Origin of the sequence: Streptomyces sp. JB150 (assembly GCF_011193355.1) — a bacterium.
GTDB lineage: Bacteria > Actinomycetota > Actinomycetes > Streptomycetales > Streptomycetaceae > Streptomyces.
Genome location: NZ_CP049780.1, coordinates 5,713,765 through 5,737,380, shown reverse-complemented (window position 1 = coordinate 5,737,380; position 23,616 = coordinate 5,713,765). Strand labels below are relative to the sequence as shown.

General features: G+C 73.3%; 17 protein-coding genes and 1 riboswitch. Of the genes, 7 read left to right on the top strand and 10 right to left on the bottom strand.

Features of this window, described 5'->3' with window-relative positions; translation table 11 throughout:
- Positions 1–253 precede the first annotated feature (253 nt).
- From G7Z13_RS26420 to sepH, 3 genes are all read left to right on the top strand, one after another.
- Positions 254–1,495 carry an MFS transporter gene (locus G7Z13_RS26420; protein ID WP_166002717.1) on the top strand — a complete coding sequence of 414 codons (1,242 nt, stop codon included), beginning with the start codon at positions 254–256 and terminating at the stop codon, positions 1,493–1,495.
- Positions 1,455–2,774 (top strand): D-arabinono-1,4-lactone oxidase, encoded by a 1,320-nt coding sequence (locus tag G7Z13_RS26415; RefSeq protein ID WP_166002716.1) that lies wholly within the window; start codon positions 1,455–1,457, stop codon positions 2,772–2,774. Before G7Z13_RS26420 ends, G7Z13_RS26415 begins: the two co-directional genes overlap by 41 nt.
- Before the next feature lie 663 nt (positions 2,775–3,437).
- Entirely contained in the window at positions 3,438–4,475 is a 1,038-nt protein-coding gene (gene sepH / locus G7Z13_RS26410) for a septation protein SepH (protein WP_166002715.1), read from the top strand.
- 417 nt (positions 4,476–4,892) lie between these two features.
- Here sepH and G7Z13_RS26405 read toward each other — a convergent pair whose 3' ends face one another.
- Positions 4,893–5,741: a sulfurtransferase gene (locus G7Z13_RS26405; protein WP_166002714.1), complete on the bottom strand. Its 849-nt coding sequence runs from the start codon at positions 5,739–5,741 to the stop codon at positions 4,893–4,895.
- 305 nt (positions 5,742–6,046) lie between these two features.
- Between G7Z13_RS26405 and G7Z13_RS26400 the strand changes: the two genes are divergently transcribed.
- Complete coding sequence (locus G7Z13_RS26400) at positions 6,047–6,847, top strand: VOC family protein (protein WP_166002713.1); 801 nt, start codon at positions 6,047–6,049, stop codon at positions 6,845–6,847.
- A 19-nt stretch (positions 6,848–6,866) separates the two neighbouring features.
- On the opposite strand, the gene G7Z13_RS26395 is transcribed toward G7Z13_RS26400, so the two are convergent.
- The 4 genes from G7Z13_RS26395 to G7Z13_RS26380 all read right to left on the bottom strand — a co-directional run bounded on the left by G7Z13_RS26395 (position 6,867) and on the right by G7Z13_RS26380 (position 12,232).
- Positions 6,867–7,514, bottom strand: a complete 648-nt coding sequence (locus G7Z13_RS26395) for a thymidine kinase (RefSeq protein WP_166002712.1) — start codon at positions 7,512–7,514, stop codon at positions 6,867–6,869.
- Between the two features lie 52 nt (positions 7,515–7,566).
- On the bottom strand, positions 7,567–8,763 hold the full coding sequence (locus G7Z13_RS26390; RefSeq protein ID WP_166002711.1) for a nucleotide pyrophosphatase/phosphodiesterase family protein: 1,197 nt from the start codon (positions 8,761–8,763) through the stop codon (positions 7,567–7,569).
- Positions 8,763–9,359, bottom strand: coding sequence for a DUF5998 family protein (locus G7Z13_RS26385; protein WP_166005302.1), 597 nt, complete (start codon positions 9,357–9,359; stop codon positions 8,763–8,765). Before G7Z13_RS26385 ends, G7Z13_RS26390 begins: the two co-directional genes overlap by 1 nt.
- Positions 9,360–9,421: 62 nt before the next feature.
- Positions 9,422–12,232 (bottom strand): bifunctional GNAT family N-acetyltransferase/acetate--CoA ligase family protein, encoded by a 2,811-nt coding sequence (locus G7Z13_RS26380; protein ID WP_166002710.1) that lies wholly within the window; start codon positions 12,230–12,232, stop codon positions 9,422–9,424.
- 200 nt (positions 12,233–12,432) lie between these two features.
- Here G7Z13_RS26380 and G7Z13_RS26370 point away from each other — a divergent pair, with 200 nt between their 5' ends.
- Positions 12,433–12,714 carry an HPr family phosphocarrier protein gene (locus G7Z13_RS26370; RefSeq protein WP_030563197.1) on the top strand — a complete coding sequence of 94 codons (282 nt, stop codon included), beginning with the start codon at positions 12,433–12,435 and terminating at the stop codon, positions 12,712–12,714.
- 270 nt (positions 12,715–12,984) lie between these two features.
- Here the strand turns inward: G7Z13_RS26370 and G7Z13_RS26365 are convergent, their stop codons facing one another.
- The 4 genes from G7Z13_RS26365 to G7Z13_RS26350 all read right to left on the bottom strand — a co-directional run bounded on the left by G7Z13_RS26365 (position 12,985) and on the right by G7Z13_RS26350 (position 17,823).
- Positions 12,985–13,680 (bottom strand): GntR family transcriptional regulator, encoded by a 696-nt coding sequence (locus G7Z13_RS26365; RefSeq protein ID WP_166002709.1) that lies wholly within the window; start codon positions 13,678–13,680, stop codon positions 12,985–12,987.
- A 194-nt stretch (positions 13,681–13,874) separates the two neighbouring features.
- Entirely contained in the window at positions 13,875–14,639 is a 765-nt protein-coding gene (locus G7Z13_RS26360) for a M23 family metallopeptidase (protein WP_166002708.1), read from the bottom strand.
- A gap of 12 nt (positions 14,640–14,651) precedes the next feature.
- Positions 14,652–14,818, bottom strand: a riboswitch (cyclic di-AMP (ydaO/yuaA leader).
- A 225-nt stretch (positions 14,819–15,043) separates the two neighbouring features.
- Positions 15,044–16,432 (bottom strand): pitrilysin family protein, encoded by a 1,389-nt coding sequence (locus G7Z13_RS26355; RefSeq protein WP_166002707.1) that lies wholly within the window; start codon positions 16,430–16,432, stop codon positions 15,044–15,046.
- The gene (locus G7Z13_RS26350) at positions 16,429–17,823 is read right to left on the bottom strand and encodes a pitrilysin family protein (RefSeq protein ID WP_166002706.1); all 1,395 of its coding nucleotides are present in this window, start codon (positions 17,821–17,823) and stop codon (positions 16,429–16,431) included. The genes G7Z13_RS26355 and G7Z13_RS26350 overlap by 4 nt, the downstream gene beginning before the upstream one ends.
- Before the next feature lie 701 nt (positions 17,824–18,524).
- On the opposite strand from G7Z13_RS26350, the gene G7Z13_RS26345 reads away from it, so the two are divergent.
- Positions 18,525–20,981, top strand: coding sequence for a DNA topoisomerase IV subunit A (locus tag G7Z13_RS26345; RefSeq protein WP_166002705.1), 2,457 nt, complete (start codon positions 18,525–18,527; stop codon positions 20,979–20,981).
- 179 nt (positions 20,982–21,160) lie between these two features.
- Here the strand turns inward: G7Z13_RS26345 and G7Z13_RS26340 are convergent, their stop codons facing one another.
- Complete coding sequence (locus G7Z13_RS26340; protein WP_166002704.1) at positions 21,161–22,354, bottom strand: GTP-binding protein; 1,194 nt, start codon at positions 22,352–22,354, stop codon at positions 21,161–21,163.
- A gap of 286 nt (positions 22,355–22,640) precedes the next feature.
- Here G7Z13_RS26340 and G7Z13_RS26335 point away from each other — a divergent pair, with 286 nt between their 5' ends.
- Entirely contained in the window at positions 22,641–23,600 is a 960-nt protein-coding gene (locus tag G7Z13_RS26335; protein WP_166002703.1) for a sucrase ferredoxin, read from the top strand.
- Positions 23,601–23,616: the final 16 nt, after the last annotated feature.

Sequence of the window (23,616 nt, the reverse complement as noted above, 5' to 3'; positions counted from 1 at the left end):
GCCGCGGGAGCCGGTCGCGGGAGGTGCGTTAGGGTGACCTAACTCGTAAGCTGTATCGACCATCTTCATGCCTTACGGGCGCGTCCGTGCCGTGACGCCGCGCTACGTCGCCCTACGCCGTCGTCGTGCGTCGTCGTGTGCGTCATACGCCGTCATTCGCCGTCGTGCGTCGTCGTGCGTCGCGGCGTACACCGTCGTACGACCGCGTCCGCCATGTCCGCCGTGTCCGCCCGACCGAGCCGCCGGAGAGCCTGTGCCCAGCCCTTACCGCGCCCTGTTCGCCGCCCCCGGCTCCAAGGCGTTCTCCGCCGCCGGCTTCCTCGGCCGGATGCCGCTGTCCATGATGGGCATCGGCGTCGTCACGATGATCTCCCAGCTGACCGGGCGGTACGGCCTGGCGGGCGCGCTGTCGGCGACGATCGCGCTGGCCGCGGCGGTGGTGGGCCCGCAGGTGTCCCGGCTGGTGGACCAGTACGGACAGCGGCGGGTGCTGCGTCCGGCGACCCTGCTGTCGCTCGCCGCGGGCACCCTGCTGCTGTTCGCCGCGCACTACCGGTGGCCGGACTGGGTGCTGTTCGTCGCCTGCGTCGGCATCGGCTGCGTGCCGAGCGTCGGCGCGATGATCCGGGCCCGGTGGGCGGCCGTGTACCGGGGCACCCCGCAGCTGCACACCGCGTACTCGTTCGAGTCCGTGGTGGACGAGATCTGCTTCATCTTCGGCCCGATCATCTCGATCGGTCTGTCCACGGCCTGGTTCCCGGAGGCCGGCCCGCTGCTGGCCGGCTGCTTCCTCGCGGTGGGCGTGTTCTGGCTGACCGCGCAGCGCGCCACCGAGCCCGAGCCGCATCCGCGCGCGGAGCACGGCGGCGGCCGCAGCGCGCTGCGCTCCCCCGGACTGCAGGTCCTGGTCACCACCTTCGTGGCGACCGGCGCGATCTTCGGAGCCGTGGACGTGGTCACGGTGGCCTTCGCCGACGAGCAGGGGCACAAGGGCGCAGCCAGCCTCGTCCTCGCGCTGTACGCGGCGGGCTCCTGTGCGGCGGGCGCCGTGTTCGGGCTGCTGCGCTTCAAGGGGGCGCCCGAACCGCGCTGGCTGCTGGGCGTGTGTGCGATGGCCGTGAGTATGATCCCCCTCCTACTGGTCGGAAACCTGCCGTTTCTGGCCGTGGCGCTCTTCGTCGCGGGCCTGTCCATCGCTCCCACGATGATCACGACGATGTCCCTCATCGAAGAGCACGTACCACGCGCGCAGTTGACCGAGGGCATGACCTGGGTGAGCACCGGTCTCGCGGTGGGGGTCGCACTCGGCTCCTCGGTGGCCGGCTGGGTGATCGACGCGGCCGGCGCGCGCGCCGGGTACGGGGTCCCGGCCGTGTCCGGGGCCGTCGCGGTCGCGGTCGGTTTCCTCGGTTACCGCCGGCTCAAGCGGCCGGCTCCGGGTCGGGGAGGCACCGTTGAGCAGCACAGCGAGCGGGAAGAACGGCACGTGGCGTAACTGGGGCGGCAACGTCACGGCACGCCCCGCGCGGGAGGTCACTCCGGCGTCCGTGGAGGAGCTGGCGGCGGCGGTGCGCGCGGCCGCCGAGGACGGCCTGCGGGTGAAGGCCGTCGGCTCCGGACACTCCTTCACGTCCATCGCCGCCACCGACGGCGTGCTGATACGGCCCCCGCTGCTGGCCGGGATCCGCGGGATCGACCGCGCGGCCGGCACCGTCACGGTCGAGGCCGGCACCCCGCTCAAGCGGCTCAACGTGGCCCTGGCCCGCGAGGGACTGTCGCTGGCCAACATGGGCGACATCATGGAGCAGACCGTCTCCGGGGCCACCAGCACCGGCACCCACGGCACCGGCCGCGAATCCGGTTCGATCGCCGCCCAGATCAGGGCCCTGGAGCTGGTCACGGCCGACGGCTCGGTGCTCACCTGCTCCGAGACGGAGAACCCGGAGATCTTCGCGGCGGCCCGGATCGGCCTGGGCGCCCTGGGTGTCGTCACCGCCCTCACCTTCGCCGTCGAGCCCGTTTTCCTGCTCCACGCGCGCGAGGAGCCGATGCCGCTGGCCCGGGTGCTCGCCGAGTTCGAGCAGCTGTGGGCCGAGAACGAACACTTCGAGTTCTACTGGTTCCCCCACACGGGCAACACGAACACCAAGCGCAACAACCGCAGCGCCGGCCCGGAGCAGCCGGTGAGCCGGGTCAAGGGCTGGTTCGAGGACGAGTTCCTGTCCAACGGCGTCTTCCAGGCGGCCAACTGGGTCGGCCGCGCGGCCCCGGCCACCATCCCCGCCATCGCCCGGATCTCCAGCAGGGCGCTGTCCGCGCGGAGCTACACCGACATCCCCTACAAGGTCTTCACCTCCCCGCGCCGGGTGCGCTTCGTGGAGATGGAGTACGCCGTCCCGCGCGAGGCCGTGGTGGACGTCCTGCGCGAGCTGAAGGCGATGGTCGACCGCTCCCGGCTGCGGATCAGCTTCCCGGTCGAGGTGCGCACCGCCCCGGCCGACGACATCACCCTGTCCACGGCGTCCGGCCGGGACAGCGCGTACGTCGCCGTCCACATGTTCCGCGGCACGCCCTACCAGCGGTACTTCACCGCCGCCGAGCGGATCTTCACCGCGTACGAGGGGCGGCCGCACTGGGGCAAGCTGCACACGCGCGACGCGGAGTACCTCGCCGGTGTCTATCCGCGGTTCGCCGAGTTCACGGCGCTCCGGGACCGGCTGGACCCGGAACGGCGGTTCCAGAACGACTACTTGCGCCGGGTGCTGGGCGAGTGACGGACGGGGCCGTCACGTGCACCGGACGTCACCGGCCCCGCACCCGCGCGCGGTGAAAGGTCCCGCGGTGAACTCGCCGGGGGCGGGCGGCGCTTGCTCGCGCGCCCCTCTCCGCTCCCGTGCCTCACGCGGTGCGGCGGCGGCCGTCACGTCCGGGGTCCGACTCGGGGGCGACATCGGGCCTTTCGCGCTTTTCCGGGCCTTGCCTGCCTTTCCCGCACCAGCTCGACGTGTCGCACAAGAAGGGGACGTACGGTCGAAACGGTGAACTTCGATTCCGGCGATTCCGTGAAGTACGCCACGTTTTCGATCAAGAAAATTGGCCAGGAATGGCCAAGTCCCGCGTTCGGCGCGAAGTTCGGCGGCGCGCCAATCCACGCACGTGGCCCAAATGGAGTACTGTTGCGAGCCCTGGGTCCGGTCTCCCGCCAGGGTGTCCGGGGCCGTGAAGGACCGCCGGGAGGGGGCTTGTTGCACAGGGTGACGGAGTTGGTCACTGAGCGTGGCGAATCGGTAACCGTGCCATAACGGCGATCCAGGGCCGGCGCCCGACACGCCGGGCAACTCGGCAAGGTTGTGGCAGGCTGCACCCGGGCAGGCCACACTCGACTAGCGGAAGCAGCGACGCACGTGACGTCGGCAGGCACCACCCGGGAGGTCCCCATGCCCGAACTGCGTGTCGTGGCCGTCTCCAATGACGGCACACGGCTGGTGCTGAAGGCTGCGGACAGCACGGAGTACACGCTTCCGATCGACGAACGGCTCCGCGCCGCCGTGCGCGGCGACCGTCCCCGCCTCGGCCAGATCGAGATCGAGGTGGAGAGCCATCTCCGCCCCCGTGACATCCAGGCGCGTATACGCGCGGGTGCGACGGCGGAAGAGGTCGCCCAGATGGCCGGCATCCCGGTCGACCGCGTGCGCCGCTTCGAGGGTCCCGTGCTGGCCGAGCGCGCCTTCATGGCCGAGCGGGCCCGCAAGACCCCGGTCCGCCGCCCCGGCGAGAACTCCGGCCCGCTCCTCGGCGAGGCCGTCCAGGAGCGGCTGCTGCTGCGCGGTGCCGAGAAGGACACCGTCCAGTGGGACTCCTGGCGCCGCGACGACGGCACCTGGGAGGTGCTGCTGGTCTACCGCGTCGCGGGCGAGCCGCACTCGGCGAGCTGGACGTACGACCCGCCCCGGCGACTCGTCCAGGCCGTCGACGACGAGGCGCGCTCGCTGATCGGGGAGTCCGACGACCTCGGCGCGCCCGAACCCAGCCTGCCGTTCGTGCCGCGGATCGCCCGGCTGCCGCGCGACCGCACCCTGGCCGGGTCCCTCGACCGGGACCGGGAGCGGCCGAGCCTGCCCGCCCCCGCGCCCGAACCGGTGGAGGAGAGCGCCGGCGAGCGGGACTCGCTGACCAGCCTGCTGGAGGCCGTGCCGAGCTTCAGAGGTGACCTGGTGGTGCCCGAGCGGGCCACCGATCCCTCCGACGAACCCGACGACGAGCCCGCGGTGGAGGAGCCGCCGGCGCCCGCCGCCTCGGCCGGTTCCGCCTACGCCGACGTCCTCATGCCCCGGTCGGTGGGCAGCCACCGCGACCGCCTCATCGGCGCCACCGACCGCCAGGCCGAGGCCGACGGCGTCCGCCCGGGCCGCCGGGCGGCCGTGCCCAGCTGGGACGAGATCGTCTTCGGCACGCGACGCAAGAAGCAGGAGTAGCAAGGCCGTACGCGCATCGGGCCCGCGCCGGGAACGGCGCGGGCCCGGTCGTGTTGCGGGCGGGCGTCGGGGGCTTCAGCCGTCAGCCGTCTGCCGCCGCCTCACCCGTCCGTGGCTCAAGAGGGCTCCTGGCGCCCGGAGTCGGGAGTCGGGAGTCGGGCGGGAACCTCTCGCCGCACGCGCGTGGGTAGCCCCCGCCGGGCCCGGACCGGCCTTCCGCACCGCCCGACGCGCGGAGGCCTCCGGGCGCGCGGAGGCCGCCCGAGGCGCTCGGGCGTGACGCGCGCCCCCTCGCGCTGCCGCGCATCCGCCCGTACCGCCTGCGCCCGCCCGTACCTGCCTGAGCCCGCCCGCACTTGCCCCGCGCGGTGCACTCCGCCCCGCTCTCCCCTCCCCCCGGCCCCGCGCGCCGACGCACTACTGCGGGTCCGGGCCCACCGCCACCGGTCGCTCCGGGTCCGCGGACCACTCCGACCAGGAACCCACGTACAGGGCCGCCGGGATGCCCGCCACGGCGAGGGCCAGGACCTCGTGGGCGCCGGAGACGCCCGAGCCGCAGTACACGCCGACCTCGGTGCCCTTAGAGGCGCCCAGAGCCTCGAAGCGGGCCCGCAGGTCCTCGGCGGGCAGGAAGCGGCCGTCGGCGGTCACGTTCTCGGTGGTGGGGGCGGACACCGCGCCCGGGATGTGGCCGCCGACCCGGTCGATGGGCTCGACGTCACCGCGGTACCGCTCCGCCGCGCGGGCGTCGAACAGGACTCCGGAGCGGGCGAGCGCGGCGGCGCCGTCGGCGTCCAGCAGGCCGGTGCCGGGGACCGGCCGGAAGTCGCCCTCCTCGGGGGAAGGGGTGTCCTGGGACAACGGGCCCTGCCAGGACGGCAACCCGCCGTCCAGGACCCGCACGTCCGGGTGACCCGTCCAGCGCAGCATCCACCAGGCACGGGCGGCGGCCCAGCCCTGACCGCCGTCGTAGACGACGACCGGCCGCCCGGAGGACACACCCGCGCGGCGCATCGCCGCGCCGAACTCCGCGAGACCGGGCAGCGGATGACGGCCGCGCTCCCCCGGCTCCCCGGCCAGCTCCCGGTCCAGGTCGACGTAGACGGCCCCCGGAATGTGCCCGGCCTCGTACGCTGCCCGGCCGTCGAAGGGCGGCTCGCCCGCCGTCCTGGCCAGGCTGAGCTGCCAGCGGACGTCGAGCAGCACCGGCGGCTTCTCCCCCGCCAGTTCAGCGGCCAGGGCGGATGCGGAAATGATGGCGTTCATGCCGACCATCCTCGCGCACGGGGTGGCCGAGGCGTCCATGTCCGGCTACTCTGCTCCGCCAAGCAGCCCTGATCACGGCGTGTACGGGATCGGGCACGTGCAGTGGCGCCCCGGGTACCACCGATCGACATCCGTGGGCCATCCCCCCGAAACGGGCGGGACATCGCAGATCGGACATTCTCCGGTGACCGGACGAGATGCGGCGCGCCCGAAGCGCGTGGCACCCGGGGTGGTGCGAGCATCGGCTCGTGGGTCCGGAGAGCGGAAGCGACGCGGCGCCGCGAGGGGCCGAGGAGAGAGTGACGATGACCGAGGCACGGGGCCCGGCCGGCCGGGCCGGCGATCACGCCCGGTACGCGCCCGGCACGCCCTGCTGGGTGAGCCTGATGGTGCACGCGGTGGCGGCGACCCAGGAGTTCTACGGCGCCCTGTTCGGCTGGGAGTTCCGCCCCGGACCCGGGCAGCTCGGCCCCTCTGTGCGGGCCCTGCTGGACGGCCGTGAGGTGGCGGGCATCGGGCAGCTGCCGCCGGACCGGCATCTCCCGGTCGCCTGGACGCCGTACCTCGCCTCCGACGACGCCGGGCAGACGGCGGAGACCGCGCGGTTGTGCGGCGGCACGATCGGCGTGGGCCCGCTCGACGCCGGGGAGGCCGGGCGGCTGGCGATCGGCTCCGACCCTTCCGGCGCCGTGTTCGGGATCTGGCAGGCGGCGGCGCACCAGGGCACGGCCCTGTCGGGGGTGCCCGGCACCCCCGCCTGGAACGAGCTGCTGACCTACGAGTCGGCGACCGTCGCCAAGTTCTACAAGAGCGTCTTCGGCCACGAGGAGGAGCCGCTGGTGAGCGCCGACGTCGACTACGTGACGCTCTGCGTCGGCGGCCGGCCGGTCGCGGGCATCCACGGCCTGGGCAGCGCCCTGCCCCGGGACCGGGGTCCGCACTGGCTGACGTACTTCGAGGTCGCGGACGCCGACGAGGCCGTGGAGCGGCTGGTCGGGCTGGGCGGGCACGTCCTGAAGGACGCCGAGGACGGCGAGCGGGGCCGGGTGGCCACGGTGGCCGACCCCGAGGGCGCGCTCTTCTGCCTGCTGCAGCGCGCCCGCTGACCCGGCCCTGCCCCGCGGGTCAGGTGTGCGGCACCGGCAGGACGTCCGGGGACAGTGCCGCCGCGCGGGCCGTCGCGGCGGTCATCCGGCGGCGGTGGTGGCGGCGGCACAGCACCTCGTAGCCGACGGCCTCCGACTGGTTCACGTCGCCGACGACGACCTGGGCGCCCTCGACGACCATCTCCCCGCCTATCGTGCGGGCGTTGTGCGTCGCGCGGGCACCGCACCAGCACAGGGCCTCGACCTGGAGCACCTCCACGCGGTCGGCCAGCTCCACCAGGCGCTGGGAGCCGGGGAAGAGCTTGGTGCGGAAGTCGGTGGTGATGCCGAAGGCGTACACGTCGAGCCCCAGGTCGTCGACCACGCGCGCGAGTTGGTCGATCTGCTCCGGCGCGAGGAACTGCGCCTCGTCCGCGATCACGTAGTCCGCGCGGCCGCCGTGCGAGAGGTGGTCGACCAGGTAGGCGTAGAGGTCCATGCCGTCCTCGACCTCGACCGCGTCGGTGACCAGGCCGAGCCGGGAGGACAGCTTGCCCTCGCCCGCGCGGTCGTCGCGCGTGAAGATCATGCCCTGCAGGCCGCGCGCGGAGCGGTTGTGCTCGATCTGGAGAGCCAGCGTCGACTTCCCGCAGTCCATCGTTCCGGAGAAGAAGACCAGCTCGGGCATGGGAGGGTGAGCACCTTTCGGCGAGATCGTCATGGTGGGGCGCCTCAGCCCTTCAGGAGCGTACTTCGAGCAGCGGGACCAGCTGCTCCGCCGGGGTCATCGAGCCGTGGTTGCCGACCATCGCCGACTCGTTGGGCTCCCGCTCCGAGGCGATGATCAGAACGTCGTCCCGCGCGGCCGCGACGACGTCGCCGATGCGCCCGTACACCCGTTCGTCGACCTGCGGCCCGAACCAGCCGGCGGCGATCGCCTCGTCCCGCGAGGCCACCCAGAACTGCTCGCCGAGCACTTCGCGCCAGCAGGTCAGGACGTCGTTCTCGGCGCCGGGGACCGCGTAGACGTGCCGGGCGCGGCCCTCGCCGCCCAGCAGGGCGACCCCCGCGCGCAGCTCCCAGTCCTCGTCGAAGTCGATGCGGTGCTGCTCGTCGAAGGGCACGTCGACCATGCCGTGGTCGGCGGTGACGTACAGCGCGCTGCGCGGCGGCAGCTGCTCGGCGAGGCGCTGGACCAGGCGGTCGACGTACATCAGCTGGCCGCGCCAGGTGTCGGAGTCGACGCCGAAGCGGTGGCCGGCGCCGTCGACCTCGGCGTAGTACGTGTAGACCAGGCTGCGGTCGCCGGCGGCCAGCTGCTCGGCCGCGAGGTCCATGCGCTCCTCGCCGGACAGCCGCCCGTGGAAGGTGCCGCCGCTGAGCGCGACCTTGGTCAGCGGGGTGCTCGCGAACGCCGGGGAGGAGACCTGCGCGGCGTGCACGCCCGCGCGGTCGGCCAGGTCGAAGACGGTGGGGTACGGCTGCCAGGCGCTCGGCTCGGTCCACGGCTGCCAGCGCAGCTGGTTCATCAGCGCGCCGGTGGCCGGATCCCGCACGGTGTAGCCGGGCAGGCCGTGGACGCCCGGCGGCAGGCCGGTGCCGACGGAGGCCAGGGACGTGGCCGTGGTCGCCGGGTAGCCGGTGGTCAGCGGGCGGCCGGTGCCGCCGCGCGAGGAGGCGAGGAGCGAGGTGAGGAACGGGGCCTCGTCCGGGTGTGCCCTCAGCTGTTCCCAGCCGAGGCCGTCGATCAGGAACACGCAGTTCCGGTCGGCGGGGGTCAGCTCGGGGATGGCGGCCGTCATGCCGGGCACGCCCAGGCCGGCGGCCAGCGTGGGCAGCAGGTCGGCGAGCGAGCCGGTGCCGTACTCGGGCAGCGGGGCGGAGTCGACGGCGAGGGGTTCCGGATGGGGGTCCCAGGCGGCGGGCGGCTGCACCATCAGCGCGTCGGGTCCGCGGTCGCCTCGGAGATGGCCTGCGCGAAGGCGAGCGCCTGGCGCACGGTCTCCGGGCCGTCCCCGGCCTCGCTGACGCGCAGGCTGAGGTCGTCCGCCGTCGAGCTGCCGGTGTAGCCGTGGTCGGCGTCGCAGTTCGGGTCGCCACAGGCGGCGGGCTCCAGGTCGATCCGGGAGACGGCGCCCCAGCCGATGGTGAGCACCACCTCGCGCGGGAGGGTGCCCGGCGTGTACGCCTCCGGGTTGGACACCACGCGGCTGACCACGACGGACGAGATCCGGCCGAGCTTCACCGACTCCGTGGAGGTGGTGGCGTACGGCGTCGGGGACGTACTGTCGGCGGCCTGCTCGTCGGTGTGGCTGACGATGAAGCGGGTATCGGTGAGCACGAGCACGGTGACGTGGCGGCGGACCTCGTTCTGGTCGAACGTCGTCTCCTGGTGGACCAGATACGACCGGATGGGCTCGCCGCCCACGGCGGCCTCCACCGCCTCGGCCACGAGGGCCGGGTAGTAGCCGCTGCGCTCGATCGCCGCACGCAGCCCCTGGGTCGTCGTACTGGTCTTGGCCATGCCGTCCATCCTACGGTGGCGCACTGACTGCGAGGCACCGCTCGGCGGGCTCCGGGTCCGTCGGGAACGTCTCAGTAGGCGGGGAGCGTGCGGGGTCCCAGGTCGTCGCGGGCGGGGGGCGGGGCCAGGCGTACGGAGGCGCCGAGCACGCTCACGCCCTCGGTGGCGACGACGACCGGTTCCAGGGTGACCGCGACCACCTCGGGGTGGTCGTCGACCAGCCGGGAGACCCGCAGCAGCAGCTCCTCCAGGGCCGGGGTGTCCACCGGTGCCGAGCCGCGCCAGCCGAACAGGAGCGGGGCGGTCCGGATGGAGCGGATCAGGGAGGCGGCCTCGCGGTCGGTGACCGGAATCAGCCGGTGCGCCATGTCGCCGAGCAGCTGGGAGGCCGCCCCGGCGAGGCCGAAGGAGAGCACCGCTCCGGCGGCGGGGTCGATCACGGCCCGTACGACGGTGTCCACGCCGCGCGGTGCCATGCCCTGCACCACCGGGCGCAGCTCCTCGGGCGAGCCGAACAGAGCGGTCAACTCGGCGTAGGCGCGTCGCAGTTGTTCCTCGTCGGCGAGGTCGAGGCGTACGCCGCCCAGGTCCGCGCGGTGCCGCAGGTGCGGGGCGGTGGCCTTGAGGGCGACCGGGTAGCCGAGGGCGCGGGCGGCGGTGACGGCGTCCTCGGGGGTGGGGGCGGGCAGGGCGCGGCGGACCCGGATGCCGTAGCGGCCCAGCAGCTCGCAGGTGTCCTCGGCGCCGAGGGTGAGGCCCTGTCCGCGCGTGAGGAGGCCGTCGATCAGCCGGGCGGCGCCCTTCTCGTCGATGTCCTCGTACTCGGGCACCTTGCCGGGGTCGGCGGCCTCACGGCGCCAGCCGGCGTACCTGACGGCCTCGGCGAGGGCGCGGACGGCACGTTCGGCGGCCGGGTAGGCGGGGATGAGGCGGGTGCCGCCGGGCGGCTGGGCGGCGGGCAGCGGGTCGGGTCCGGTGTCCGGTGCGGTGGTGCCGGGGGTGGCGGCACGCGCGCGGGGGGCCGTGCTGGTGGCGGCCGACAGGGCTTCCGCGAGGCCGCCGAGTTCCACGTGCACGACCAGCACCGGCTTGGACGGTGCCCGCTCGGCGGCGGAGCGCAGTGCCTCGGCCAGCGCCGCGTCCCCGGCGGACTCCTCGCCGATCGCCGGTATCGCCGTGACGACGACGGCGTCGCAGGTGTCGTCGGCCAGCGCCCGGGCGAGCGCCGCGCGGAAGTCCTCCGGGCCGGCGGCGGTCGTCAGGTCCAGGGGCGGCATGGGCCGCAGGCCCTCGGAGAGGCAGGCGTCGTAGGTGAGCACGCCGAGGGACTCGGAGTTGCCGAGGATGGCCACGCGCGGTCCGCGCGGGAGCGGCTGGCGGGCGAGCAGGAGGCCGGTGTCGACCAGTTCGGTGATGGTGTTCACGCGGATGACGCCGGCCTGGCGCAGCAGCGCGGACACCGTGGCGTGCGGCAGCCGGGTGGCGCGCACCGCGTGGCCCTGGGGGGCGGATCCGGCGCTCTGGACCACGACGAGGGGCTTGGCCGCCGCCGTACGGCGTGCCAGGCGGGTGAACTTGCGGGGGTTGCCGATCGACTCCAGGTACATCAGGACGACGTCGGTGTCCGGGTCGTCGTACCAGTACTGCAGGACGTCGTTGCCGGAGACGTCCGCGCGGTTGCCCGACGAGACGAAGGTGGACACGCCGGTAACCCCGGTGACGCCGCCGCCGCGCCGGTGGAGGCGGGACAGCAGGGCGATGCCGATGGCGCCGGACTGGGCGAACAGGCCGATCCGGCCGGGGCGGGGCGGCTCGGGGGCGAGGGAGGCGTTGAGCCGGACCTCCGGGGAGTTGTTGATGATCCCGAAGGCGTTGGGCCCGATGATCCGCATCCCGTACGCGCGCGCGTGGCGGACGAGGGCGCGCTGGCGTTCGCGTCCGTCGGGGCCGCTCTCGGCGTATCCGGCGGAGATCACGACGAGCCCCTGGACACCGTGCTCGCCGCACTCGGTGACGACCTCGGGGACCTGCTCGGCGGGGACGGCGATCACCGCGAGGTCGACGGGGCCGTCGATGTCGCGCACCGAGCGGTAGGCCGGCACGCCGTCCAGTTCCTTCAGCCCGTCGGGCAGGGCGCGGTTCACCGCGTGGAGGCGGCCGGTGAAGCCGGCGTCGCGGATGTTGCCGAGCACGGAGCGGCCCACTCCGCCGGGGGTGCGGCCCGCGCCGACGACGGCGACCGAGCCGGGGGCGAGCAGCCGCTGCACGGACCGGGCCTCGGCGCGCTGTTCGCGCGCGTACTGCACGGCCAGGGAGCGGTCGGTGGGTTCGAGGTCCAGTTCCAGGCGGACGACGCCGTCCTCGAAGCTGCGCTTCTGGGTGTACCCGGCGTCCGTGAACACCTTGATCATCTTGGTGTTGGCGGGCAGCACCTCGGCGGCGAAGCGGCGGATGCCGCGCTCGCGGGCGACGGCGGCGATGTGTTCCAGGAGGGCGGAGGCGACGCCGCGGCCCTGGTGGGCGTCCTGCACGAGGAAGGCGACCTCGGCCTCGTCGGCGGGTGCGGAGGCGGGCAGTCCGTTCGTCCCGATGCGGTCGTAGCGTACGGTGGCGATGAACTCGCCGCCGATCGTGGCCGCGAGTCCCACCCGGTCCACGAAGTCGTGGTGCGTGAAGCGGTGGACGTCCTTCGCGGACAGGCGCGGGTAGGGCGCGAAGAAGCGGTAGTACTTCGACTCGTCCGAGACCTGCTCGTAGAAGCTGACCAGGCGCTCCGCGTCGTCGACGGTGATGGGGCGGACGCGCGCGGTGCCGCCGTCGCGCAGCACCACGTCGGCTTCCCAGTGGGCGGGGTACTCGTGCCGGTCCGACGAGGTCTGCATGGGCCCCAGAGTACGGCTCGCGTCCGGCAACGGCGCGGGGCAGTCTGTGAGGACGGAAGCACGGACCGAGGCCGCGGTCCGGCGCCACCCGGTGGATTGCGGCGTCCCCCGATGGACCGGGGGCACGTCCGCTCCGGGAGCATGCTTCGCGATATGGAAAACTGGTCTAGACAACCCTGAACACCGAAGGGCAGCAACACATGGCTGAGCGCCGCGTCAACGTCGGCTGGGCCGAGGGCCTTCACGCCCGCCCCGCCTCCATCTTCGTCCGAGCCGCCACGGCCGCAGGCGTGCCGGTCACGATCGCCAAGGCCGGCGGCAACCCGGTCAACGCGGCCTCCATGCTGGCCGTGCTCGGCCTGGGCGCCCAGGGCGGCGAGGAGATCGTCCTCGCCTCCGACGCCGAGGGCGCGGACGCCGCCCTGGACCGCCTGGCCAAGCTGGTCGCCGAGGGCCTGGAGGAGCTCCCCGAGACCGTCTGACGCCCGCGCGGCAGGCCGTCACTCGCAACGCGTCACCGCGTCGCCCGTTCCGGGCGGCGCGGTTTCGCTTTTCTCCGGCTGATTCACGGGCCGCCTCCGATTACGGACGGACCGCCGCGGCGCGCGACAGATCCCCGGTGCACCGACATCGGACTACTGGCATACGCAAAGCCGATGAGCCGCGCGCTTGAGGTGATTACGGGCACGGCGAAAAGGGCAGAGGAAATACCCCGCCCGCCGGATATCCGTTCTTTGTATACGGCGCTCGTGTTAATGCCGCAGGCCCGACATGTTTACGGCATGTTGCGAATTCCTCACACGCTCCGGGCGTTCGCCGCCCGGGCCGAAGCGCAGCCGGTGCGCGGCGCTCGCGCGCTCGGTGTGCAGCGCGGTGACCGCCCGCGCGCGTTCGCTGTCGCCGCGCGCGACGGCGTCGACGATCGCCCCGTGCTCCGCCCACGCCTCCGCCGGTCCGGTCGGCGCCTCCACCGTGTACATCCAGGCGATCTTGTGCCGCAGCTGGGTCAGCGCCGAGGTGAGCGCGGGGCTGCCGGAGGCCTGCGCCAGCGTCTCGTGGAACCAGCCGTCCAGGGAGCGCAGGTCGTCGCTGTGGCCGCGGCGGGCCCGCTCCTGGCCCAGCCGGACCAGGCCGCGCAGCACCTTCAGGTGGGCCTCGGTGCGCCGCTGCGCCGCGCGGGAGGCGCCCAGCGGCTCCAGCAGCAGGCGCATCTCCAGCAGGTCGGCCGCCTCCTGCTCGGTCGGTTCGGCGACGCACGCGCCCGCGTGGCGCCGGGTCACGACGAAGCCCTCGGCCTCCAGCGTGCGCAGCGCCTCCCGGACGGGGACGCGCGAGACACCGTAGCGGCGGGCGAGCAGTTCCTCGGTGAGCCGGCTGCCGCGCTCGTAGACACCCGCGACGATGTCGTCCCGGATCGCCGTGCACACCGAGTGCGCCGGAATACGCATGACCGACCTCCGCCTTAATCCCCGTGAAACGTCGACGATTGACGTGTGTTCAGCGACTCTATGGCAATGGGGCGGTATTTCCGACGGCGGGCCGCAATCCATGGATATTTTTTGGACAAGAGGGCGGCCGAAACACCGAAAGCCCCGGCGGGCGGGCCGGGGCTCGGAGCGTTTCGGGGTGCTGGGTCAGATGTTCAGATGTTCACGCCGTGCGCGCGCAGGTACGCGACCGGGTCGATGTCCGAGCCGTACTCCGGGCTCGTACGGGCCTCGAAGTGCAGATGCGGGCCGGTGACGTTGCCGGTGGCGCCGGACAGGCCGATCTGCTGGCCCGGGGTGACGGTCTGGCCGGCGGAGACGGCGATCGAGGACAGGTGCGCGTACTGGGTGTACGTGCCGTCGTGCATCCGGATGACCACCTGGTTGCCGTACGCCCCGCCCCAGCCGGCCTCGACGACCGTGCCGGCGCCGACGGCGTGGACGGAGGTGCCGGTCGCGGCGTGGAAGTCGACGCCGGTGTGGCTGCCGGAGGACCACAGGGAGCTGCCGGCCTGGTAGCCGGTGGAGACGTAGGAGCCGGAGATCGGCGGCACGAAGGTGTTCAGGCGCTTGCGCTCGGCCTCGCGGGCGGCGCGCTCCTTCTCCTCGCGGGCCTCGCGGGCGGCCTCCTCGGCGCGCTTGATCGCGGCGGCCTCGGCCGCGCGCTCGGCGGCGGCCCGCTCGGCGGCCTGCTGCTGCGCGGCGGCCTGGGCGTCGATCTGGTCGGCGACCTCGTCGCCGATGGTGAGGACCGGCAGCAGGCCGGTCTGCTCGGGCTCGGGCCCGGCGGCGAGCGCCGGGCTCGCCAGGGTGCCGAAGACGCCGGTGGTGGTGAGCGCCGCGACTCCCGCCGCGCGGGCGGTGGAGCGCTGCATCCGGCCGGGACGGCGATGCCTCCCGGTGGCGCGCGTGAACGCCATGTAGTGGCTGGTCCTTTCCTTCCCTCTCGCCTACCGGGTTAGCTGACGGGTTCGGAGCAGGAAGGTCTCCTACGGACCCCCTCGCGGATGCGCGGGCGTCCGATTCACCCCAGGGACTGCGTGGTTGGGTCCCCGGCTCCCCTGGCTCGCGCCGTACGGGGACTCGGCGATGACTGTCCGGTGCCGCGGGTGCGGCGCACTGCCTGACGAACAGCCCGGACGACGCTAAGACGGCCGGCCTCCAAAGGCCAAACCGATGCGGTGTTTTGTAGCGCATCCCACAGGCCAGACAGGCAACCTCCGCCCCAATTCGGACATCAAGGGGCCCCGGTGACGCTTCGGTCACCAGGGCCCCTCCGCGCGGATGTGCCGCGGCGCTCGGCGTGGGTGTGCCGCCGCGGCGTCTACTCGGCGGTCACGACGGTGACTTCGCCGATGCCCAGGGCCTCCACGGGCTCCTTGATCTGCGCCGCGTCACCGACGAGGACGGTCACCAGACGGTCCACCGGGAAGGCGTTGACGACCGCGGCGGTGGCCTCGACGGTGCCGGTCGCGGCCAGCTGCCGGTACAGCGTCGCCTGGTAGTCGTCGGGCAGGTGCTGCTCGACCTGGTCGGCCAGCGTGCTCGCGACGGCCGCCGCCGTCTCGTACTTCAGCGGCGCCACGCCGACCAGGTTCTGCACGGCGACGTCCCGCTCGGCGTCGGTCAGGCCCTCCGCGGCGAGCGTGCGCAGCACCGTCCAGAGGTCCTTCAGGGCCGGACCGGTGTTCGGGGTGTCCACCGAGCCGCTGATGGCGAGCATCGAGGCGCCCGTGCCGTCCGGCGCGGACCGCAGCACCTGGCCGAACGCCCGCACGCCGTAGGTGTAGCCCTTCTCCTCGCGCAGCACGCGGTCCAGGCGGGAGGTGAGGGTGCCGCCCAGGCAGTACGTCCCGAGCACCTGCGCGGGCCACACGCGGTCGTGCCGGTCGGGGCCGATACGGCCGATGAGCAGCTGCGTCTGGACGGCGCCGGGGCGGTCGACGATGACCACGCGCCCGGTGTCGTCGGCGGTCACCGGCGGCACCGGCCGGGGCTCGCCGGGCGTGCCGGTCCAGGAGCCGAGGGTGTCGCCGAGCAGGTCGTCCAGGTCGATGCCGGTGAGGTCGCCGACCACCACGGCGGTGGCCGTGGCCGGGCGGACGTGCCGCTCGTAGAAGGTGCGCACGGCCGCCGAGTCGATCTTCGCGACCGTTTCCTCGGTGCCCTGGCGCGGGCGCGACATGCGCGAGGTCGCCGGGAACAGCTGCCGGGACAGCTCCTTGGCGGCCCGCCGGGAGGGGTTGGCCAGCTCGTGCGGGATCTCGTCCAGGCGGTTGCGCACCAGCCGCTCGACCTCGCTGTCGGCGAAGGCGGGCGCCCGCAGCGCGTCGGCGAGCAGGCCGAGGCCCTTGGCCAGGCGGGAGGCCGGGACCTCCAGGCTGAGCCGCACGCCCGGGTGGTCGGCGTGCGCGTCGAGGGTGGCGCCGCAGCGCTCCAGCTCGGCGGCGAACTCCTCGGCGGAGTGCTTGTCGGTGCCCTCGGAGAAGGCGCGCGCCATGATCGTGGCGACGCCGTCCAGGCCGGCGGGCTCGGCGTCCAGCGGGGCGTCGAGGAGGACCTCGACGGCGACGACCTTCTGGCCGGGGCGGTGGCAGCGCAGCACCGTCAGGCCGTTGTCGAGGGTCCCGCGCGTGGGGGCCGGGAACGCCCACGGCCTGGCCTCGCCGGGCTGCGGCTGGGGGTGGAAGTCCATGGTGGTCAGCTCGGTCACTTGGCCGCCTCCTCGGTGGCGTCGGCGGCTTCCACGGTCGCCGCGGATTCCGGGTCCTCGGTGCCCTCGACGTCCTCGGGCTGCTCGGGGGTGATCGGCTCGTAGACGAGCACCGCGCGGTTGTCGGGCCGCAGGCGGGCCTTGGCGATCTCCTGGACCTCCTCGGGCGTCACCTCCAGCACCCGCTGCACGGCGGTGAGGGCGAGCTGCGGGTCACCGAACAGCACGGCGTACCGGCACAGTTCGTCGGCGCGGCCGGCGACCGTGCCGAGCCGGTCCAGCCACTCGCGCTCCAACTGGGCCTGGGCGCGCTCCATCTCCTCGGCGGTGGGGCCCTCCTCGGCGAACCGGGCGAGCTCCTCGTCGATGGCGGTCTCGATGACCGGCACCTCCACGTCGCCGGAGGTCTTCACGTCCAGCCAGCCCAGGGAGGGCGCCCCGGCCAGCCGGAGCAGCCCGAAGCCGGCCGCGACGGCCGTACGGTCCCGGCGGACCAGCCGGTTGTACAGGCGGGAGGACTCGCCGCCGCCGAGGATGGTCAGCGCCAGGTCGGCCGCGTCGCACGCGCGCGTGCCGTCGTGCGGGAGCCGGTAGGCGGCCATCAGGGCGCGCGCGGGGACCTCCTCCTCGACGACCTCGCGCAGCTGCTCGCCGATGATGTCGGGCAGCGTGCCGTCACGCGGGGCGGGCTTGCCGTCGTGGGAGGGGATGGAGCCGAAGTACTTCTCGATCCAGGCGAGGGTCTGCTCGGGGTCGATGTCGCCGACGACCGACAGGACCGCGTTGTTGGGCGCGTAGTAGGTGCGGAAGAACTCCCGCGCGTCCTCCAGGGTCGCCGCGTCCAGGTCGGCCATCGAGCCGATCGGCGTGTGGTGGTACGGGTGGCCCTCCGGGTACGCCAGGGCGGTCAGCTTCTCGAAGGCGGTGCCGTAGGGGACGTTGTCGTAGCGCTGGCGGCGCTCGTTCTTGACGACGTCCCGCTGGTTCTCCATGGACTCCTCGTCCAGGGCGGCCAGCAGGGAGCCCATGCGGTCGGCCTCCAGCCAGAGGGCGAGCTCCAGCTGGTGGGCGGGCATGGTCTCGAAGTAGTTGGTGCGCTCGAAGCTGGTGGTGCCGTTCAGTGAGCCGCCGGCGCCCTGCACCAGCTCGAAGTGACCGTTGCCCTTCACCTGGGCGGAGCCCTGGAACATCAGGTGCTCGAAAAGGTGAGCCAGGCCGGTACGCCCCTTGACTTCGTGGCGGGAGCCGACGTCGTACCAGAGGCACACCGCCGCGACCGGGGTCAGGTGATCCTCGGAGAGCACCACGCGCAGGCCGTTGGCCAGGCGGTGCTCGGTCGCTTTCAGGCCGCCGGAGCCTGCCTCGGCTGTGGCCGTGTGACCCATGGGCATGTACGTCCCTTCGATCGCGGATGCGGTGGCTGAGACCGCTCTGTTCGTGCCGGTCCTGCCACTGTATGCAAGCGCGCGGACGGTCCGCGAAGTTCCCGGACGCCGTACGCCGAGAGCGAGAAACGGTCAACCGGGGAGAGGGCGTGATCTGCGGGCCGGGGGCCGGGCCGTTGAGGGCGTGCGCCGAGGGCGGGCGGGGCCGGGCCGAGGGCGGGATTCGGGCTCGGCGAGGGCGGGCCGAACCGAGGGGCGGGACCCGCGCCCGGCAGCGGGCGGATCGCAGGGGTGGGTCTACCGCGCGGCGAGGGCCGGAGCGAGAGCCTGGGCCTGTGTGCGGTGAAGGTCGAGCCGGGGGGCTTGGACCTGCGCGCGGTGAGGGTCGGGCCGAGAGCCCTGAACCGCCGCGCGGCGAGGGACGGAACGAAGGACCCGGGCCTGCGCGCGGCAGGGACGGACCGGAGGGCGTAGCCTCCCCGGAGCGGGTGGCCGGGCCGCGGGGCGTAACCTGCGCCCAGCGGGGGCCGGTCCGACGGGCGTGGCCTCCCGCGGAGTGGGGGGCCGGGCGGCCGACGGGCGTAGCCTGCCCGCAGCGGAGGGCCGGACGGCCGACGCCGGGTCCCGCTCCGCGTTGTCAGTGCCGCGGTCCACAATGGTCCGCGTCAGATCCTGTTCACCACGCTTCAGCAAGGAGCCAGGCAGCGATGGCCCGCCGCAGCACGAAGACCCCGCCGCCCGACGACGCGTACGAGGAGCGGATCCTCGACATCGACGTCGTCGACGAGATGCAGGGCTCCTTCCTCGAGTACGCGTACTCGGTCATCTACTCCCGAGCCCTGCCGGACGCGCGCGACGGCCTGAAGCCGGTGCACCGCCGCATCGTCTACCAGATGAACGAGATGGGCCTGCGCCCGGAGCGCGGCTATGTGAAGTGCGCCCGCGTGGTCGGCGAGGTCATGGGCAAGCTGCACCCGCACGGCGACGCGTCGATCTACGACGCCCTGGTCCGCATGGCGCAGCCCTTCTCGATGCGCGTGCCGCTGGTGGACGGCCACGGCAACTTCGGCTCGCTGGGCAACGACGACCCGCCGGCCGCCATGCGGTACACGGAGTGCCGGATGGCCGCGGCGACGGGTCTGATGACCGAGTCCATCGACGAGGACACGGTCGACTTCGCGCCGAACTACGACGGCCAGGAGCGCGAGCCGGTCGCGCTGCCCGCCGCGTTCCCGAACCTGCTGGTGAACGGCGCCTCCGGCATCGCGGTCGGCATGGCCACGAACATGCCGCCGCACAATCTGAGCGAGGTCATCGCGGCGGCCCGCCACCTGATCCGGCACCCGAACGCCGACCTCGACGCCCTGATGAAGCACGTCCCTGGCCCCGACCTGCCCACCGGCGGCCGGATCGTCGGCCTGTCCGGGATCCGCGACGCCTACGAGACGGGCCGCGGCACCTTCAAGATGCGCGCGACGGTCTCCGTCGAGAACGTCACCGCCCGCCGCAAGGGCCTGGTCGTCACCGAGCTGCCCTTCACGGTCGGCCCCGAGAAGGTCATCGCCAAGATCAAGGACCTGGTCGGCGCGAAGAAGCTCCAGGGCATCGCCGACGTCAAGGACCTCACCGACCGCGAGCACGGGCTGCGCCTGGTCATCGAGATCAAGAACGGCTTCGTGCCGGAGGCGGTCCTGGAGCAGCTGTACAAGCTGACGCCGATGGAGGAGTCCTTCGGCATCAACAACGTCGCGCTGGTGGACGGCCAGCCGCTGACGCTGGGCCTGAAGGAGCTGCTGGAGGTCTACCTCGACCACCGCTTCGAGGTCGTGCGCCGCCGCTCGGAGTTCCGCCGCGGCAAGCGGCGCGACCGTCTGCACCTGGTCGAGGGCCTGCTGACGGCGCTGGTCGACATCGACGAGGTCATCCGGCTGATCCGCTCCAGCGAGAACTCGGCGCAGGCCAAGGAGCGCCTGATGGAGCGCTTCTCGCTGAGCGAGACGCAGACCCAGTACATCCTGGACACGCCGCTGCGCCGGCTCACCAAGTACGACCGGATCGAGCTGGAGGCGGAGAAGGAGCGGCTCAACGCCGAGATCGAGGAGCTGACCCGGATCCTGGAGTCGGACGCGGAGCTGCGCAAGCTGGTCTCCTCGGAACTCGCCGCGGTCGCCAAGAAGTTCGGCACCCCGCGCCGGACGGTCCTGCTGGAGTCCGCGGCGACCACGGCCGCCACCGTGCCGCTCCAGGTCGCGGACGACCCGTGCCGGGTGCTGCTGTCCTCGACCGGCCTGCTGGCCCGTACGGCGAACGCGGAGCCGTTCGCGCAGGACGCCGACGCCCGGCGCGCCAAGCACGACGTGATCGTCTCCGCGGTGCCGGCCACGACGCGCGGCGAGGTCGGCGCGGTGACGTCGTACGGCCGGCTGCTGCGGATCAACGTCGTCGACCTGCCCCAGCTGCCGGACACCGCGACGGCGCCGACGCTGTCGGGCGGCGCGCCGCTGGCGGAGTTCGTGTCGCTGGAGGACGACGAGACGGTGGTCTGCCTGACCACCCTCGACGAGTCCTCCCCCGGCCTGGCGCTGGGCACGGAACAGGGCGTCGTCAAGCGGGTCGTGCCCGACTACCCGGCCAACAAGGACGAGCTGGAGGTGATCACCCTCAAGGAGGGTGACCGGATCGTCGGCGCGGTGGAGCTGCGCACCGGTGAGGAGGACCTGGTCTTCATCACGGACGACGCCCAGCTGCTGCGCTACCAGGCGTCCCAGGTCCGCCCGCAGGGCCGGCCGGCGGGCGGCATGACCGGCATCAAGCTCGCCGAGGGCGCCAAGGTCATCTCGTTCACGGCGGTCGACCCCGCGTCGGACGCGCTCGTCTTCACGGTGGCCGGCTCGCGCGGCACGCTGGACGACTCGGTGCAGACGACCGCCAAGCTGACCCCGTTCGACCAGTTCCCGCGCAAGGGGCGCGCCACCGGCGGTGTGCGCTGCCAGCGGTTCCTGAAGGGCGAGGACTGCCTGTCCTTCGCCTGGGCCGGCCCGGCGCCCGCCCGTGCCGCGCAGAAGAACGGCACCCCGGCCGAACTCCCGGAGCTCGACCCGCGCCGCGACGGCTCGGGCGTGTCGCTGACCAAGACGATCTCGGCGGTGGCGGGGCCGGTGTAGCGGCGGGGTTGTGTAGCGGTGAGTCGCCGGTCGCCGCCGGACTGCCGGACTGCCGGACCGCCGGACTGCACGTCCGCCGGTCCGGTGGCTACCGCGGTCCGGTGGCGACCGCCGGTCCGGTCACGTCCTCCGTCCGCTGGACCCCCGGCCGGGGTCCAGCGGGTCAGGCTTGCGCCTGCCTAGGGCGCCTGGTCGTGGTCCGGGTCGAAGCCGGGGTGAGTCTCCGGGTCGAACCCCGGGTCGATGTCCGGAGCGAAGTCCGGGTCGATATCCGGGTCGGAGCCCGGCCCGGTCGCCGGGTCGGGCCCCGGCTCCTCCGGGTCCTGGACGTAGCGCAGGACGCCCCACATGCCGTGCTCGTCGGCGGTGTGCGGGGCGTCGCTACGGCACGCCTCCAGCTCCTTGCCGAGGAGGGGGGTGTCGATGCCGGAGCCGATCAGGACGAGCTGGGTCAGCCGCTCGGCGCCGGGCTCCCACGGCTCCGGGTAGAACCGCAGGAAGCGTCCGACGGCGTGGACGGAGTAGCGGTTGGCGGGGTCGTGGGCGCCGAAGTCGACGTAGCCCTTGATCCGGTACAGCCCTTCCGGCCGGCTGTCGAGGAACCGCATCAGCCGGCGCGGATCGAGGGGGCGGTCGGAGACGAAGGACAGGCTGTCGTAGCCGCTGTGGAGGTGCACGGCGTGGCCGTGGGCCTCGTCGTCGGGACCGGAGTGCTCTTCCTCGTGCAGGTCGTCGAAGGACAGCTGCCCGACGCGCTCCTCGCTCGGCCGGCAGTCGAAGAGGAACTCGGGGTCGATCCGTCCGTAGGTCGCGGGCACGACGGCCGCCCCGTCGGTGAGGCCGCGGACCAGCCCGAGGACGCGTTCGGCGTCGGGCGCGCGGTCGAGCTTGTTGACCACCACCAGGTCGGCGATGGCGAGGTGCCGGTCGATCTCGGGATGCCTGGCGCGGGTCGCGTCGAACTCCGCGGCGTCGACGACCTCGACGAGACCGCCGTAGACCACTCGCCGGTTCTCGCTCGCCAGCACCATGCGGACCAGTTCCTGCGGCTCGGCGAGCCCGCTGGCCTCGATCACGATGACGTCGATGCCGGTCCCCGGGCGGGCGAGCCGGTCGAGGTAGACGTCGAGTTCGCTCGCGTCGACCGCGCAGCACAGGCAGCCGTTGCCGAGTGAGACCGTGGAGTCGCCGAGCGCGCCGGCCACGGCCATCGCGTCGATCTCGATGGCGCCGAAGTCGTTCACCACGGCGCCGATCCGGCTGCCTCCGCTGCGGTGCAGCAGGTGGTTGAGGAGTGTCGTCTTGCCGGAACCCAGGAATCCGGCGAGGACGACGACCGGGATCTGCGGCTGCGGCTTCGGGCTCTGCCCCAACGTGCGACCTTCCTGACACCGACGCGCGCCGCGGCTCCCGGCCGGCGCGCAGACGAGAACGGACTGCGGCCCTCAGAATACGAGCCCGCCCGCCCCGCTGATCACCCGCGCGGTGAACCCTGCCGACCGGGACGAAACCGCCCATGAACGACTGACTGACCGAAAATCACATGATCTCCACATGTACTGTCCAAGCAGCTCGGACCAGGCGTCGCACATCCTGATGCACCAGGACAACACTGTGACGGGAGGCATGTGATGACCAAGTCAGGTTAGGCTCACCTCTGTGAGTACGTGCGCGACCGTCTCCCGGAGCCTCGACGAGCCGATTTCCGGTACCGCGGCCACTGCCAGGACCTGGCTGCTGGTGGAGCAGCCGGGCCCGTGGGGCGCCAGGGCGCTCACCTCGAGCCACCTGGACCCCGCGCTGGGCCGCGCCCTGGAAGCCGCCGCGAAACACACCGGCGTGCGCATCGCGCTCATCCGCCGCCCCGGCCGCCACGCGGACTCCCGTATGCCCGCGGTGCGCCGGGTGTACGTGGCTCACACCGTCCCCGGCAACGCCTGGCTGCACACCGCCACGGTCACCGACCCCCGCCGGCTCCTGGACCTGGACTTCGCCGCCCTCGGCCGGGGCGACCACCGCTCCTTCGGCACCGTGCTCCAGGGGCGGCCCCACACCGGCGCCCCCCTCGCCCTCGTCTGCACCAACGGCAAGCGCGACCGCTGCTGCGCCCTGCTGGGCCGCCCCCTCGCCGCCGAGCTGGCCTCGTCCGGCGTGGAGGGCGTCTGGGAGGTCACCCACCTGGGCGGACACCGCTTCTCACCGACGCTGCTCGTCCTGCCGTACGGCTACGCGTACGGCCGGGCCGAGGCCCACGGCGTCAAGGAGGTCCTGCACGCCGTCCAGGAGGGCCGGATCGTCGTCACCGGCTGCCGGGGCAGCTCCGCGTGGGAGCGGCCCGGCCAGGCGGCCGAGCTGGCCGTGCGCAGGGAGGCGGGCGAGTACGCGGCGGACGCCCTGAGCGTCGTACGCACCGAGAACGCCGTACGGACGCACGGCGCGGCCGCGCGCTGGGAGGTGACCGTCGCTCACGTGGACGGCCGCTGCTGGCGCGTCCTCGTCGCCCAGGGGGCGTCCGAGCCGCCACGCCCCGAGAGCTGCGGCACCTCGGTCCTGGGCGCCCCCGCGCGGATGGACGTCCTGGCGGTGCGCGAACTGACCCCGGCGGCCCTGGCCGGCTGACGCCCCCGCCCTTCAC